Here is a 14,641-nt window from a genome sequence, read left to right as displayed (position 1 = left end):
CCGCACGTGCCTCGTTAAACCGCCCTTGAAATTCTAAGGTTCGCTGCAATCGCCGGCGGAGCTTTCACACAGGTGGACAATTGATATGACTGATGCCTTGAAAATCGGCATTGCAGGGCTGGGTACTGTCGGCGCCGCGCTGTTTGGTGCGATCACCACCCGGCACAATCTGCTGACCGATATCTGCGGCCGTGAAATCCGCATCAGCGCCGTGAGCGCGCGTGACCGCAGCCGCGACCGGGGGATCAATCTCGACGGTGTCGCCTGGTTTGATGATCCTGTGACAATGGCGCGGGAAGCCGATATCGATGTCTTTGTCGAACTGATCGGTGGCGATGGCGATCCGGCCCACGCGGCGGTTGCTGCGGCGCTTGATCGGGGCCGGCACGTGGTTACCGCCAACAAGGCGCTGCTTGCTAAGCACGGTGTGGCGCTGGCCGGACTGGCCGAAAACAATGGCGTGCTGCTTAACTTCGAGGCGGCAGTGGCTGGTGGTATTCCGGTGATCAAGGCGATGCGCGAATCGCTCACCGGAAATTCGATCCAGCGGATTTACGGAATTCTCAACGGCACCTGCAATTATATCCTTACCCGGATGCAGCGCGACAATATGGGATTTTCCGAATGCCTGGCGGAAGCGCAAAGGCTCGGCTACGCCGAGGCCGATCCGGCATTTGACATTGAAGGCAACGACACCGCCCACAAGCTGTCGATCCTGACCAGCCTGGCTTTCGGGACACAGATCGCCGCGGATGAGGTCTATATCGAGGGGATAACCAACATCTCCATTGATGACATCCATGCTGCCGATGAACTGGGGTATCGCATCAAGCTGCTGGGCGTCGCTTTGCGCACTGCCACGGGCATAGAGCAACGGGTGCACCCGACCATGGTTCCCAAGGGATCGATGATTGCCCAGGTTGAGGGTGTCACCAATGCCGTGACGATTGAAGCCGATATTCTTGGCGAATTGATGCTGTCGGGACCTGGCGCGGGTGGTGACGCCACCGCATCGGCGGTGCTGGGCGATATCGCCGACATTGCCAAGAGCCGGCCAGGTCACCAGCACGCGCCGGCACTTGGGCGTCCCGTGGCCAAACTCGAACCCTATCGTCGAGCGCAGATACAAAGCCATGAAGGCGGCTACTTCATCTCGCTCAAGGTCGAAGACCGGGCGGGTGTATTCGCCTCGATTGCCACGCAGATGGCTGAGAACGATATTTCCCTTGAATCGATCGTCCAGCGGGCTCGCCCGGGTAGCGGTGAAGCCAATCCGCAGACCGTCATTCTGGTCACCCACGCCACCAACGAATCCAAGGTGCGGGCGGCGGTGGACGGAATCAAGGCCGAAGGCTATCTGACGGGAGAACCGCAGGTGATCCGTATCGAGCGCACACGCGAGAGCTGATGCTGGCAAAGCATTCCATTCCTTTGCGATGACCTTTGAAAAGTCGCGGTAAAAATACCGGGCTTAATCGATTTAGTTTTGGGTCCGTTCAAAAACCAGCGAAAACAAAGGCTTTAATGTGAGTTTCACATTGCTTTGCTGGCTTTGAAAGCGCTATGAGCGGCCATTCGACACAGCCGGGAGACAAGCGCAATGGCGGACACGCACACACAATCAAGCGGTCTGGACCGTATCCTGACGCTCGAAATCGCACGGGTAACCGAGCGCGCCGCCGTTGCCGCAGCGCGGTTGCGTGGCCGTGGCGACGAGATGGCCGCTGACCAGGTCGCCGTCGACGCGATGCGTTCGGAGCTTAACCGCTTGCCGATCGACGGCGTGGTGGTGATCGGCGAAGGTGAGCGCGACGAAGCGCCGATGCTCTATATTGGCGAAGAAGTTGGTAACCGCGAAGGCGCCAAGGTCGACATCGCGCTCGATCCGCTGGAAGGCACGACCATCTGCGCCAAGAACCTGCCGAACTCGCTGGCGGTAATCGCGATCGCGGAAAAGGGCAGCCTGCTCTACGCGCCTGACGTCTATATGGACAAGATTGCCATCGGCCCGGGTTACCCGGCCAATACGGTGGCGCTTGATGCGAGTGCGACCGACAACATCCACGCTGTGGCCCGCGCCAAGGGCGTTGCCGTAAACCAGGTGACGGCCTGCATTCTTGACCGGCCGCGGCACGCGCGGCTGATCGAAGAAGTGCGCGCCACCGGGGCGGCGATCCGCCTGATCGGTGATGGCGATGTGGCCGGCGTAATCCACACCACCGACCCGGATGAAACCGGGATCGACATCTATATCGGCATCGGCGGTGCGCCCGAAGGCGTGCTGGCAGCAGCCGCGCTGAGATGCATCGGCGGACAGATGCAGGGACGGCTGCAGCTCAACACCGATGAAAAGGTGGCTCGCGCGGCCAAGATGGGAATTTCCGATCCCAAAAAGATCTACACGATGGAAGAAATGGCCCGCGGCGATGTGCTGTTTGCCGCAACCGGTGTCACCGACGGCAATCTGCTTCATGGCGTGCGCTTTACCCGCGACGCGATCATCACCCACACCATTGTCATGCGCTCGTCCTCGCGCACGGTGCGTGAGATCAAGGCACGGCATCAGGATCTTGCCAAGTTCGACTGAAAATCATCGCAATGATGCTACGTATCTGAACGCGCGGAGAGCAATGCCTCTGCGCGTTTTGCTGTGCAAGGTCGAATGCGTTATGAGCTGATTGGACAGTGCTCCAGTCAGCCCTGCAGCAGCGTGCTGTCGCGCAGGGCGTTAGGTTTGGAGCCGGATGATGACGGATTGAGTTGGCAATGACAGCAAGCGGCGGATCGGATCGGGCATTCCTGGGTGTTGAGCAATCGCTTTCCGGCCAGAAGTGGGTCGCGCGGCTGGACCAGGCCGGGGAGAACAAGGCGATCTCGATCGCCCAGACGACCGGGCTGCCCGATGTGGTGGCACGGGTACTGGCGGGCCGGGGCGTGGCCATGGGCGATGCGCTGGCGTTTCTCGACCCGACCATCAAGACATTGATGCCCGACCCGTCGCGCCTTGCCGATTGCGACAAAGCCGCCGAACGACTGGCCGATGCGATTGCCCGTAAAGAGCGGGTGGCCGTATTTGGCGATTACGATGTGGACGGTGCCGCCTCCTCGGCGCTTATGCAGCGGTTCCTGAACCATTTCGGCGTGATCAGCGAAGTTTATATCCCGGACCGGATTTTCGAAGGCTACGGACCCAATCCCGCGGCAATCGGAGAACTGATTGATCGCGGGGCCGGACTGCTCGTCACCGTTGATTGCGGTTCGACCAGTCACGAGGCTCTGCAGGAAGCTGCCAGCCGTGGTGTCGACGTGGTGGTGATCGATCACCACCAGATGCCCAGTGAGCTGCCGGTAGCGCATGCGCTGGTCAATCCCAACCGCGAAGACGATCTCTCCGGACTTGGGCATCTGTGCGCCTGTGGGGTGGTGTTCATGGTGCTGGTGGGCACGCTGCGGCTGTTGCGCCAGCGAAATGACCCCCGTGCCGCTGGCTTCGATCTGATGGGCTGTCTGGATCTTGTCGCACTTGCCACCGTGTGTGACGTGGTGCCGCTCAAGGGGCTCAACCGGGCCATTGTGGTCAAGGGGATGCTGGTGGCGCGCGGCATGGGCAATGTCGGTCTGGCGGCGCTGGCGCAACGCGCCGGAGTCAATGGCCCGATTGCGCCCTATCATCTGGGCTATCTGATCGGACCGCGCATCAATGCCGGCGGCCGCATTGGCGATGCCGCGCTTGGCAGCCGTCTGCTGGCGCTTACCGATCCGGTCGAAGCTGAGGCAATCGCCGAGCGGCTTGAGGAACTCAACCGTGAGCGCCAGGCCATCGAGGCGGCAATGCTGGCCGAGGCCGATGCCGAGGCCGCGATGGAGATGGCAAGCGGCGACGGGCCGTCGGTGATCGTTACCGCGCGTCAGGGCTGGCATCCCGGAGTTGTCGGTCTGCTCGCTTCAAGGCTCAAGGAACGTTATCGCCGCCCGGCGTTTGCGATTGCCTTTGACGGCAACGGCAAGGGCACTGGCTCGGGGCGTTCGGTGCCGGGGCTCGATATCGGTCGGCTGGTGCGCAAGGCGGTCGAAACAGGCCTGCTGCTCAAGGGCGGCGGCCATGCGATGGCGGCCGGTCTGACGGTTGAGGAAAAGCGCCTGGGCGAATTGCGCGCCTATTTCGAGGAACAGGCGGCGGAAACCGTTGCCGGGCTCTCGGCGTCACATCGGCTCAGGATTGACGGTGCGGTGGCTGCATCGGGCGTGACGGTGGATCTGGTCGACATGATCGAGCGTGCCGGTCCCTATGGCGCGGGTCATTCCCAGCCGATATTTGCGGTTCCTTCTCATGTCCTCACAGATGCCCGGGTGGTGGGCCAGAATCACGTCAAACTGACGCTGACTGGCCCTGACGGGGGCAAGCTCAACGGCATTGCTTTCCGCGCAGCCGACACGGACATGGGGCGGGCGCTGCTGGGCGGTCGCGGTCTCGCATTCCATGTGGCAGGGACAATTGCGGTTGACCACTGGCAAGGTGCGCGACGGGTCCAGATACGGGTGATCGACGCGGTGCACGCGCGATAGGTCAAAAGTCGACCAGCCGATTGTGGCGTGGCGTAAAATGGCTCAATGATGTGTTGCGGTTGTCATGCTTGCGGATATTTTTGGCTTCGCAGGTGGCATGCGCCAAGCGTGCCGCTGACAGCTCGGCGGGTCTGGATCGCCAGCCCAGATGGGGCTGTATGAACTTCAGATTTTAGATGAGGATACCAAGCGAAGTGCTTGAAAACCGTGGTACGCCCTAGGGGAGTCGAACCCCTCTTTCCAGAATGAAAATCTGGCGTCCTAACCGATAGACGAAGGGCGCGTACGATGTGGCCGTCTTATAGTCAGCCCGCTTTCGGACCGCAAGCGGATAATTGATGTCTTTGTAAAAAAAATCCTCTGAAACTTCTTGGGTTTGCTCTCCGGCATTTCGCCGTGGTGATAACCCGGAAATAAGCGCTCTCGAATTCTACTTTTTGCGCCGGCGGCAACGCCAGTTCCAGTCGCGCGTGTTGCCTATATCGATGTGCACCGATTCTGTGTAGCAGTAGGTGCCGACGCCGCCACGATCCGGCATCGAGCGGAGGTATTTAGCCAGCTGCCATTTGGAAACGCCCTCGACCTGGATGTCGGCGGCTTCGCAGGTGGTGTGGCGCGATCCGGATGCGCCGCCAACGCGGCGATTGTGTTTCGGGCTGCGGTAGCCCGAGGTTACCACGACCGGACGGCCGTATTTGCGTTCGACGGTGCGCAGAACGCCGACTAGTTTTGGCGAGAAGCAATCGACCTTCACCTTTTCGGTCTGCAAATGCAGACCGTTGGGCGCGAGACGGGCGAGGCCAGCTGCCGAGGCCAACTGTATGTTGCCCGAATCGTTGCTTCTTGCATCGTCACTGGATGACCCACCCAGCAGTCCTGCGAGGCGTACGCCCGGCAGGGCATCTCCGCCGGCCGAAGCCATACTGGCCGTGTTTGCCCTGGATGAGGTTACCCGCTGCTTGGTGGCGCGCGAAGTCTTGTTGGTATTCTTGGCCTGAGCACCAAAAAGACGCGAAAAGAAGGTTTTCTTTTTCGGCGGCGCTACCACCGCCAATTCCTGAATCGGGGGCGCTGCGGGCTGTTCTTCAACCTGAGGAGCGGCGCTCGCCACAGCTGCTGGTTCCGCCGGTGCGGGTGCCGCGACCACTTCCACCGGGGCAGGAGCAGGAGCAGGGGGCGCACTGTAAAGATTGGCCACCGGTTGAGCCGGCTGGGCCTGAGTGATTCCGCGATTGAGTGCGTCGACTGCAGTGTCTGCCTGAACCAGCGACTGGATTGTCTCACTGTCGGTGGCTTCAGCCGCGGGTAAGGACGCAGTTTCCGAATTGGTTGCGGGCGAGGGGACGGGAACCGGCGCGTCGGAGGCCGATTCCAGGGCTGCAACGATCAAGCTGTCGCTAGAGGTGTCGGATGAGGCTGCATTGGCCATGTTGGGCGCGCCAGGTGCAAAGCCCTGGCTCGCATACATGGACGGATCATCATTGACCGATACGCATCCACTCAGGGCAATGGCAGCGCCCGCTAGTAGCCAGGCACGCGCGGACAGGCGGTATTCGGCTGATGATTTGTTGCCCCTATGCAATCTCTGCGGTCCCCGGATCGTTTGCAATTGACAGACCCGTAGGCCTTGGATGGTTCATCAGTCAGATGCGGTATCGTGTCGCCGGACAAATCCCTTGGTCCGGACAACACAAAAGACGGTCATCGCCACACGGGTGCGATGCGTCGCAAATGCGGCCAAACCATGACAATTCCGGTAACATGGCTCGCTATTGTTGCGCGAGCCTTGTGATCGGACATTTTCGTTGAAAATCATGATGTGCGCACCGGTTAGCTGCTCCCTGGATACAGTATTTACCAGAAACCGGTGTTCTTCATCGATAACCACGGTTCGGCCGGTGCCAATGATTCGCCCTTTTGCAGCAGTTCGATGGAGATGCCGTCAGGCGAGCGAACAAACGCCATACGGCCGTCGCGCGGCGGCCGGTTAATGGTCACTCCGTTGTCCATCAATGACTGGCAAAGCTCGTAGATATTGTCGACCACATAGGCGAGGTGGCCGAAATTTCGCCCGCCGGAATACTCTTCCGGGTCCCAGTTATGGGTCAGCTCTATCATCGGCGCATCGTTGGCTTCAGCGCTCTCCTTGTCTTCTGGAGCGGCAAGAAAAATCAACGTGAATCGACCGGCTTCGTTCTCGGTGCGGCGGATTTCCACCAGGCCGAGCTTGTTGCAGTAAAAATCAAGCGATGCGTCGACATCGGAAACGCGGACCATCGTGTGCAGAAAACGCATTGGCAAATCCCATGATTCTTGATTGGCAGAACGAGAGATAGGTTTATATTCAAGGCAATGGAAACAGATAGACGTGGAAGGATCAACTAGTTTTTCAAGCGGGGCTTGCACAGCCAGCTCAATACAATGTTAATGTTTTGCAACAGAATCACTTCAATTGTCATGTGGCGCGTATCGGAGAGGCATTCGGATGGGGGAACGGTCCTCAGAGAAGACCGAGGTTGATGCAGAGGCATATGCTGATCCTGTGGACCTTATTGAGATCACCGGTGTCATCAAGTGGTTCGATGTCGCCAAGGGCTTTGGTTTCATCGTCCCCGACAATGGCATGGAAGATGTGCTGCTGCATGTGACCTGCCTGCGGCGCGACGGCTACCAGACCGTTCTGGAGGGCACCCGCATCGTCTGCGAGATCCAGAAGGGTGAGCGCGGTTACCAGGCTTTCCGCATCATTTCCATGGATACCTCCACCGCCATTCATCCTTCGCAGATGCCGCCGGTGCGCACCCATGTTCAGGTCACTGCGTCGAGCGGGCTCGAGCGGGCGATCGTCAAGTGGTTCAATCGAACCAAGGGGTTCGGATTCCTGACGCGGGGCGAGGGGACCGAGGATATCTTTATCCATATGGAGACCCTGAGGCGCTACGGGTTGACTGAATTGCGACCGGGGCAAGTCGTTCTGGTTCGATTCGGCGATGGCGAAAAAGGCCTGATGGCCGCCGAAATACATCCTGATATCGATGCACCGCTTCCCAAGGCCCACTGAGGTGCTGTTTGGAACGGCAGTCCGGACTGTCAGGGTGTTTTGTGCCTGCCTGATGCTGGCAGTCGGTGCGGCGACAGTAGCGCTGGCGCTGCCAATTGATTCGGAAAAGATCGTCATCGAAACAAGTTCAGGCACGGTCGCGTTTTCCGTGGAACTGGCGCTGTCCCCGGCAGACCGATCAACCGGCCTGATGAACCGGGAAAGCATGCCGTCCGACCACGGCATGCTGTTTCGCTTTGAGCAAAGCCGACAGGTGCTGATGTGGATGAAGAACACGCCTTTGTCGCTGGATATGCTGTTTCTCGACGATCAGGGCACCGTGGCGGGCATTGCAGCCGATACGGTACCGTTTTCTGAAGCGATCATTCCGTCACCGGGACCGGTGAAATATGTGCTCGAACTGAACGCGGGTACGGCTGAACAAGATGGTATTTCAATCGGCGACAAGGTCCGGCACCGGGTTATCGGCAACTGATTGAGCGGTTTTGTCCGACAACGGAGTTTTAGAGTTGCGGGCCAGCCCATTCCGGTGTATCCGGACCACGCCTTAGGCATCGGAGCGTAGCGCAGCCTGGTAGCGCATCTGGTTTGGGACCAGAGGGTCGCAGGTTCGAATCCTGCCGCTCCGACCATTTTTTAGGCGTCCGGCGATCGGTGCGCCCATTGTGAGGCGCCGCGACTCGCCTGTTCAGGCGGTTGCCGTCATGAATAGGGAGTTGGATTTGAGCGCGAAGATTTATCGCCCCGCCAAAACGGCCATGCAGTCGGGCAAAGCCAACACCCATCATTGGGTCCTTGAATTTGATCAGGAGATTCCGCGCTCGATCGATCCGTTGATGGGCTATACGTCCTCGCGTGACATGAAAAGCCAGATCCGCATGAGCTTCGAGACGCGGGAAGAGGCGGTTGGGTATGCGATGCGCAACGGCATTGCCTTCCGGGTGATCGAGCCCAAGGAAAGCACACGGCGCCGAATTGTCTACTCCGACAATTTCAAGTTTGATCGCCGCCAACCCTGGACCCATTGATACCGGCCGGGTCTGCCGCAATACGGCACATCCGGGCGCTCTCGGCCCCTTAGCTCAGCTGGATAGAGCACCGGCCTTCTAAGCCGACGGTCGCAGGTTCGAATCCTGCAGGGGTCGCCATTTCTTGTCCGTCGCCACATACCTTCGGACAATCTCCAAGAAAATCGGACTCATCGCCACATACCTTCGGACTCAAATGTCCTTTGGATCGAAAAGGTATGGGTACCGTATAGGGCTGCAACCGGTCCTAGAGGCTTGCTGGATGCTTGTGGTGTGCGCTTCCTTGATGAGCCTACCGATTCGTCATGCTGTCAGCATGAGCTTTAATTGTTCGGTGAGTCAGCTGTGCTAGCAGACGACCGAACAACCAATAAGCGAGACCTCAATGCCTAATGTCTGTGTAATCGCGTTTGCCAACGGGAAGATCGAAACAACTGAAATCGATGAATGGCCAAATTCTAAATTCATTCAGCGAACCGTGGGCGGCCTGTTCGCTGAGGTAGGAACTTCATTCAAGATGGAGTTCGACGCGACGTGGGGAGGTGAAGCGGTTGAACAGGCAACGGTTGTCTACTGCAACGAGACGGCTATGTTGAAGGGACTGGCAATCAATAGCACTTCAATTGCAGCTGCCATCAACCGTGAACTGGGTGAGCGGGGAGTGTCATAAACTCTGTGTATCTGGCCCGGCCCATGCGGGTTTCAGATATGGTCACGCATTGAAGCGCTCGTCGAACATGATAGCGAATTGATTGCGGGCAGCAAACCATTCGCGGACATTTCTGCCGCCTTTCTCAAAGTTGCGGATGGCCAGATAGATCAGTTTTGTGGCGGCTTCTTCGGTCGGGAATGATCCGCGCGTCTTGATTGATTTTCGGATCACGCGGTTCAGGCTTTCGATGGCATTCGTTGTATAAATGATCTTGCGGATCGCCGGATCGAAGGCGAAGAACGGGATCACTTCGGCCCAGGCCCTCCGCCAGGCCGGGGCTATGGAAGCGTATTTTCCGGCCCATTTCCCCTCGAACGCGTCCAACTCGGCCGCCGCTTGGTCGGCGGTCGCAGCGCTGTAAATCCGGCGCAGATCAACGGCCACGATCTTGCGGTCCTTCCAACTGCAAAAGTTCAGGGAATGGCGCACCAAATGCACGATGCAGGTCTGCACCGTAGCTTCCGGAAAGGCTGCGGTAATAGCCTCAGGAAAGCCCTTGAGCCCGTCCACAACAGCGATCAGAATGTCCTGCACACCCCGGTTTTTCAGTTCGGTCATCACCGACAGCCAAAACTTGGCCCCTTCATTGTCAGCGATCCACAGGCCCAACACCTCACGCACACCGTCGCGTGAGACGCCCAGGGCTATGTAGACGGCTTTGTTCTTGACCATACGGCTATCAGCGTCACGGATTTTGACCCGCAATGCGTCGAAGATGACGATGGGATACATCCGCTCCAGCGCCCGTGATTGCCATTCCCGAACCTCGTTCAACACGGCGTCGGTCACGCGGCTAATCAGGTCGGGCGAGACCTGCAGGCCATAGACATCTTCGAGATGGGCGCGGATGTCTCGCACCGTCAGCCCTGCCGCGTAGAGACCAATGATCTTCTCATCCATCCCGTCGATCCGGGTCTGGCCCTTCTTCACCAACTCCGGCTCGAAACTGCCATCCCGGTCCCGCGGCACGGCAATCGGCACTTCGCCGTCTTGGCTCTTCAGGCGCTTGCTGGATGTGCCGTTGCGCCGGTTGGACTGGTCCGGCGGCGCGTCCTTGCCCTCTTCATAGCCCAGATGCGCCGTCAGCTCGGCACCCAGCATCCGCTCCATGAGCTTGATCCTGAGCTCTTTCATCAGCCCGGCATCGCCAAGCAAATCTTCAGGCCGCTCGCAGCCCTTCAGAAGTTCGTCAAGCAGTTCCTTGGAAATAGTCATCGTCCTTGCTCCTCTCAGGAAGCATGGACCAAAGCGCAGTTACACAGAAGACCGGACACTCCCGGTGAGCGGGGTCCTCTTTTGGGTGATCTATTGATCGTTTCTGGTGCCCCAGATTTCATGGCTATGCAGGATTGATGCACGTCATCATAGTTCGTCACGACACGAGTTCGGACTCCCCTGGCAACAGACTGAATCTGTGCCCTCTGAAGACGGTGTGTGACACCCACAGCCAGAATGTTCCCCAGCATTGAAGCGGCGACAACTGCCTCCAATTGAATTCAAAGGTCAACGGCGCAAAGCCGGCTCAATTGTCGTTGGGATGATGCGCCAATGACAATCGTTCCCCTTAGCCCTGTACAGTTTTGGGATACAGTTGTCATCCAGATCATTTCATCGCTCGAAACATGGCGGGCACCAACAAAAATTGAGGATCATGAGATGGCCCAGTCCGTTGTATTGGCTGTCGAAGTTATCGATCTGCCACCAAGCAATTGCCTTTGCCACCGCAAGTTCTGATCGACTTGGAGCGATGGACCCCGATCAGGGACGGTAACCTCTATCGTTTCGGTTCCGAGACTGCGAGGCTGAAACAGGTTTCATTCAGTACTCGTCGCTGGTGCCGATCTTGCGTTGCCGAAGGGGCCTACCACCGAGTCTGGTGGGATTTCGTTTGCTACGAGGTTTGCCCAAGGCACCTCGAACCCTTGGTTTCGAATACCGAATGCGGAGAGGTCATTCGGTGGCATTGGCCGTTTTTCGATCTCGGGCCAGAAGGCGGTAGTCTCGTGGCAGGGAGCAGGGCCAAGGTAGAGGCTATTGGACCCCGTCTTGAACTTTTCATTGAAGGACGGTTGCTCGGTCGCGATACCTTGGCTTTGGAGGGTGTGCCTCTCCACCATGTGATTGATGCCTGCGAATTTTTGGGGCGGTTTTTGTCGGGAGACGACCAATCCCATCAAATCGGCTTTGACGCTTTGATGCTTGCCGATGATGATCTGCGAGATCGACTTCGTTTACGACTTTTGGAAATCGTTCCCGCCGAAGAACGCCAGCGCGGGTTGTATGGCGCACTCGGCTCCATCGTCTATGGCAGGTCTGCGAACGAGGCTGGGTCTCTAAGGCCTTGGATTGAGCGGCAATTGTTGCAGGCATTCGCAGAAGTTGGTCGTATCGGTCGGAAACGGTTTCGGGATATCGAGATTGAACGGAGGGAATTCACCCTTGTCGAGGCTGCGGCCAAACTTGATGTTGCACCCAAGGCGCTCAGCCGCTTCGCCAAGCATCTTGGCATCGGCCATACTCCCTGGAAGGATGCCCATTCCTTCTCCAATGAAGATGTTATTGCGTTGCGTGATAAGCTTGCGGAAATGATCTCACTCCCTGAAACCATTGTCATCACAGGGGTCCCAGCCCACGAGTTTCGTTTTCTGGAGCGGGCAGGGCTGATCAAAGGGCACACTGGATTGGTTCGTGGTTCTAAGGGTACTCGGTATCTGCGGTCAGACGTTGTCATGCTTGTTGAACGGGTATGTGCTGCGGCCAAGGATGACGACATTGACGCCACCACATTGTTCTCATATGCGAAGCAAACGAGGCAATCACAGGGGGAGGTGATGCGCATGGTGGTCGAGGGCGAATTGGTGCCATGCCGGCTCGACCCGAAGGCTGTGGGGTTTCGGAGATTGCTTTTTTTGCGCGGCAAAGAGCCTGAAAACCGCCGCTAAGAAAGATGAGATTCGGACAGATGTGCGGAAATTTCATTAATGCTTATTGGCCATTTGCCTTGCAAAATAACTAAGAATGCTCTAGGGGCTGTTGACGTTTACCGTGTGTGAATGAGCGTTGCGGCAATTGAGATGAAGGCTTTGAAACTCTGGTCGGTTTTGCAAGAGCGCATTGCTATCCCTCTGTTTTCCTTCAGTTTGCCAAAGTAGTTTTCGATCAAATGCCGCCATTTGTAGGTTTCCTTGTCGAACTCTGCCGGGAACCTCCGGTTGGATTTTGGCGGTATGACCGGGGTTATGCCGCGATCCAGCAGGCCATTGCGCAGCCAATCCGCGTCAAAGGCCCTGTCCGCCAGCAAATATCCGGCGGACAAGCCGCTGATCAACGCATCGGTCTCGCGCAGATCATGAGCTTGCCCTGGCATCAGACAGAAATCGACGAGATTACCGAGCGCATCCGTCAGAGCCAGTATCTTTGTCGTTATGCCGCCGCGTGAGCGTCCAATGGCCTGGCAGAGAGTCCCCCTTTTGCGCCCTGACCCGAGCGATGAACCTTGACGATAGTACCGTCGATCATTGCGTATTCCAGATCGGCGTCTGAGGCTAATGCTTTGAACATACAATAGAAAGCATCCGCTTTGACCCATCTGCGGAACCGCTTGAATACAGAATTCCATTTGCCAAACTCACCCGGCAATTCGCGCCATTGCGCGCCCGTGCGGACGATCCAGAGGACTGCCTCCATGAAAAGTCGTGGGTCACGTCCGGTTTGTCCGGGATCGGTGGTTTTACCCAGGCAGTATGGTTCGATGATCGCCCATTGCGAATTGGATAGGACTCTTCGGGTCAAGGTTGCTCTCCTCCGTTTGCAACCTTGAATCAGAAGTCAGGTGATTTGGGAATCCCGAACGTCAACAGCCCCTAGGTATTAGTTATGGCAATGCCACGGGGTTAGGCTTTACGCCGACCGCCATAAGGGACCTTCGGGTCCCTTATGTGTTTTGGGGGTGGACCCATTCTTTATATGTACCATCGTAGCAGGAATATTTGACCGCGATGGTCGGATCATCGTGTTTCCAGTCAATCAGCTGTTCAGCTTCGCAGAGTTTTTTATACGCTCTGTCTGGCCGCTTTGTTGGTTGGTTGCACAAGGGAAACAACAACAAGTCAGCTATTTGGAGCATCGGATTATTCTTACCGTCAGGCCAAATTGTCAAAAGGGTCTCAGCAAGCTCGCTTTTCGATAGCGGCTCGTGCTTCTTTGAATTCTGAGTGTCAAACTCGGTGCCATTGGCGATCAGCGTTTGGAAATAGTTTTCGATTAGTCGATCTTCGACCTTGCCTGAACGCTCATAAACCACTGAAAGTTGGCGGTTTTGCGACCTTGCATATTTTACGGCTCGTTCGACTGAGATGTCGAATGCTGTACGACTCATTTGCCATCTGGAGGCGGTAGGGTGCTTTTCCAAGTATCGGTCTCGATACCCTGGCCGACATATTATGCACGCATGCGCGACTATTCGGGTATCAATAATAATAGCTTCTAATTCAGAAAAAATTTGTCTCGGGCGACTTTATTCTTTTTCAGAAACCCGAATTTCCCTTTGCCGCTCCGGATTTTACTACCATGAAGTTCTGGGACAGCCCAACGCGTACAGAATGCCAATATAGTGGCGGAAATCTCGCTAACCAATTCTGACGGAACGATAATCCCACCTAAGCCAAAACTAAATTCATTGAGAGGCAAAGGGGGATCAATCCCTACTTTACACATCGTGCGTGTACCGAAATCATCCATAAAGTAGATCAGATGTTCTTTTTCGTCCGCCAAAATCGGCCCCTGTGTTTTCTCGGCATTTGGCAATGTCATTGCCAACCTATGCGGGTGTCTACAAAGTATACGACTCACTAGATTAACACATGGTTTTGATGTTTCGAATCGTTTTGCGCTTAAGCGCCATAAGGAGGAGGTTCAAGAACGCTGTAGGTTGATCAGCTCCTGACTTTGGCTATGACGGGCTCCCTAACTCTCATCCGTCAGGCCAGTTATAACTTTTCTGCAAAAAAGTTATAACTGGCCTGACGGATGAGAAAGTGTTCGGCTGTTCCAGTTCATGAGAGTTTCGGAACGTGTCGGTTCGAGGAGTGGCGGAAATTCGATGTGCATTCCGCGGCATGCTAAAATACCGAGTCCGAAGGTATGAGGAGATTCAGCCCTTGAGTCCGAACATATGAGGCGACGAGTCCTATCTAACCTGGTTCGGCAACGGAAATTCGTTAGCAAATTCAATGAATCTGAGTCCGCACGTATGTGGCGACGCACATTTCTGTC

At 56.9% G+C, this 14,641-nt stretch carries 14 protein-coding genes and 3 tRNA genes; 10 read left to right on the top strand and 7 right to left on the bottom strand.

Features of this window, described 5'->3' with window-relative positions:
* The first annotated feature begins 85 nt into the window (after positions 1–85).
* The 3 genes from ACK6D9_RS14330 to recJ all read left to right on the top strand — a co-directional run bounded on the left by ACK6D9_RS14330 (position 86) and on the right by recJ (position 4,566).
* Entirely contained in the window at positions 86–1,408 is a 1,323-nt protein-coding gene (locus ACK6D9_RS14330) for a homoserine dehydrogenase (protein WP_322989284.1), read from the top strand.
* 192 nt (positions 1,409–1,600) lie between these two features.
* The gene (gene glpX / locus ACK6D9_RS14325) at positions 1,601–2,587 is read left to right on the top strand and encodes a class II fructose-bisphosphatase (RefSeq protein ID WP_322989283.1); all 987 of its coding nucleotides are present in this window, start codon (positions 1,601–1,603) and stop codon (positions 2,585–2,587) included.
* Positions 2,588–2,766: 179 nt separating this feature from the next.
* On the top strand, positions 2,767–4,566 hold the full coding sequence (gene recJ, locus ACK6D9_RS14320) for a single-stranded-DNA-specific exonuclease RecJ (protein WP_412049018.1): 1,800 nt from the start codon (positions 2,767–2,769) through the stop codon (positions 4,564–4,566).
* Between the two features lie 208 nt (positions 4,567–4,774).
* On the opposite strand, the gene ACK6D9_RS14315 is transcribed toward recJ, so the two are convergent.
* From ACK6D9_RS14315 to ACK6D9_RS14305, 3 genes are all read right to left on the bottom strand, one after another.
* Positions 4,775–4,849: transfer RNA gene (locus tag ACK6D9_RS14315), tRNA-Glu, on the bottom strand.
* A gap of 147 nt (positions 4,850–4,996) precedes the next feature.
* Positions 4,997–6,148 (bottom strand): YcbK family protein, encoded by a 1,152-nt coding sequence (locus ACK6D9_RS14310; RefSeq protein WP_412049017.1) that lies wholly within the window; start codon positions 6,146–6,148, stop codon positions 4,997–4,999.
* A 272-nt stretch (positions 6,149–6,420) separates the two neighbouring features.
* On the bottom strand, positions 6,421–6,861 hold the full coding sequence (locus ACK6D9_RS14305) for a VOC family protein (protein ID WP_412051818.1): 441 nt from the start codon (positions 6,859–6,861) through the stop codon (positions 6,421–6,423).
* 190 nt (positions 6,862–7,051) lie between these two features.
* On the opposite strand from ACK6D9_RS14305, the gene ACK6D9_RS14300 reads away from it, so the two are divergent.
* The 6 genes from ACK6D9_RS14300 (at position 7,052) to ACK6D9_RS14275 (ending at position 9,325) form a co-directional block, all read left to right on the top strand.
* Complete coding sequence (locus ACK6D9_RS14300) at positions 7,052–7,627, top strand: cold-shock protein (protein WP_322989280.1); 576 nt, start codon at positions 7,052–7,054, stop codon at positions 7,625–7,627.
* Positions 7,602–8,102, top strand: coding sequence for a DUF192 domain-containing protein (locus ACK6D9_RS14295; protein WP_412049016.1), 501 nt, complete (start codon positions 7,602–7,604; stop codon positions 8,100–8,102). The genes ACK6D9_RS14300 and ACK6D9_RS14295 overlap by 26 nt, the downstream gene beginning before the upstream one ends.
* Before the next feature lie 80 nt (positions 8,103–8,182).
* Positions 8,183–8,259: transfer RNA gene (locus ACK6D9_RS14290), tRNA-Pro, on the top strand.
* Between the two features lie 90 nt (positions 8,260–8,349).
* Entirely contained in the window at positions 8,350–8,655 is a 306-nt protein-coding gene (locus ACK6D9_RS14285; RefSeq protein WP_322989278.1) for an ETC complex I subunit, read from the top strand.
* A gap of 43 nt (positions 8,656–8,698) precedes the next feature.
* Positions 8,699–8,775: transfer RNA gene (locus tag ACK6D9_RS14280), tRNA-Arg, on the top strand.
* A 265-nt stretch (positions 8,776–9,040) separates the two neighbouring features.
* Positions 9,041–9,325: a hypothetical protein gene (locus tag ACK6D9_RS14275; protein ID WP_412049015.1), complete on the top strand. Its 285-nt coding sequence runs from the start codon at positions 9,041–9,043 to the stop codon at positions 9,323–9,325.
* 42 nt (positions 9,326–9,367) lie between these two features.
* On the opposite strand, the gene ACK6D9_RS14270 is transcribed toward ACK6D9_RS14275, so the two are convergent.
* Positions 9,368–10,582: an IS256 family transposase gene (locus ACK6D9_RS14270; protein WP_412049014.1), complete on the bottom strand. Its 1,215-nt coding sequence runs from the start codon at positions 10,580–10,582 to the stop codon at positions 9,368–9,370.
* A 788-nt stretch (positions 10,583–11,370) separates the two neighbouring features.
* On the opposite strand from ACK6D9_RS14270, the gene ACK6D9_RS14265 reads away from it, so the two are divergent.
* Entirely contained in the window at positions 11,371–12,309 is a 939-nt protein-coding gene (locus ACK6D9_RS14265; protein WP_412049013.1) for a hypothetical protein, read from the top strand.
* 98 nt (positions 12,310–12,407) lie between these two features.
* On the opposite strand, the gene ACK6D9_RS14260 is transcribed toward ACK6D9_RS14265, so the two are convergent.
* The 3 genes from ACK6D9_RS14260 to ACK6D9_RS14250 form a co-directional block, all read right to left on the bottom strand.
* Positions 12,408–13,159 (bottom strand): IS5 family transposase gene (locus ACK6D9_RS14260; protein ID WP_412049012.1). Its coding sequence is split into 2 segments (ribosomal slippage): positions 12,408–12,826 and positions 12,826–13,159, totalling 753 coding nucleotides; the frame shifts between segments, so codons are not numbered across the junction.
* Between the two features lie 142 nt (positions 13,160–13,301).
* Entirely contained in the window at positions 13,302–13,745 is a 444-nt protein-coding gene (locus ACK6D9_RS14255) for a hypothetical protein (RefSeq protein WP_412049011.1), read from the bottom strand.
* A gap of 107 nt (positions 13,746–13,852) precedes the next feature.
* Positions 13,853–14,179: a hypothetical protein gene (locus ACK6D9_RS14250; RefSeq protein WP_412049010.1), complete on the bottom strand. Its 327-nt coding sequence runs from the start codon at positions 14,177–14,179 to the stop codon at positions 13,853–13,855.
* Between the last annotated feature and the right edge of the window lie 462 nt (positions 14,180–14,641).

Source organism: Hoeflea sp. Naph1 (assembly GCF_046837775.1).
Lineage (GTDB): Bacteria > Pseudomonadota > Alphaproteobacteria > Rhizobiales > Rhizobiaceae > Hoeflea.
This window is presented reverse-complemented; position numbering and strand designations above follow the sequence as displayed.

What these genes read in the sequence shown, in the direction of transcription:
- ACK6D9_RS14330 (WP_322989284.1), top strand. Translation starts at nt 86, where the DNA reads ATGACTGATGCCTTGAAAATCGGCATTGCAGGGCTGGGTACTGTCGGC.
- glpX (WP_322989283.1), top strand. Translation starts at nt 1,601, where the DNA reads ATGGCGGACACGCACACACAATCAAGCGGTCTGGACCGTATCCTGACG.
- recJ (WP_412049018.1), top strand. Translation starts at nt 2,767, where the DNA reads ATGACAGCAAGCGGCGGATCGGATCGGGCATTCCTGGGTGTTGAGCAA.
- ACK6D9_RS14305 (WP_412051818.1), bottom strand. Translation starts at nt 6,861, where the DNA reads ATGCGTTTTCTGCACACGATGGTCCGCGTTTCCGATGTCGACGCATCG.
- ACK6D9_RS14300 (WP_322989280.1), top strand. Translation starts at nt 7,052, where the DNA reads ATGGGGGAACGGTCCTCAGAGAAGACCGAGGTTGATGCAGAGGCATAT.
- ACK6D9_RS14295 (WP_412049016.1), top strand. Translation starts at nt 7,602, where the DNA reads ATGCACCGCTTCCCAAGGCCCACTGAGGTGCTGTTTGGAACGGCAGTC.
- ACK6D9_RS14275 (WP_412049015.1), top strand. Translation starts at nt 9,041, where the DNA reads ATGCCTAATGTCTGTGTAATCGCGTTTGCCAACGGGAAGATCGAAACA.
- ACK6D9_RS14270 (WP_412049014.1), bottom strand. Translation starts at nt 10,582, where the DNA reads ATGACTATTTCCAAGGAACTGCTTGACGAACTTCTGAAGGGCTGCGAG.
- ACK6D9_RS14255 (WP_412049011.1), bottom strand. Translation starts at nt 13,745, where the DNA reads ATGAGTCGTACAGCATTCGACATCTCAGTCGAACGAGCCGTAAAATAT.
- ACK6D9_RS14250 (WP_412049010.1), bottom strand. Translation starts at nt 14,179, where the DNA reads ATGACATTGCCAAATGCCGAGAAAACACAGGGGCCGATTTTGGCGGAC.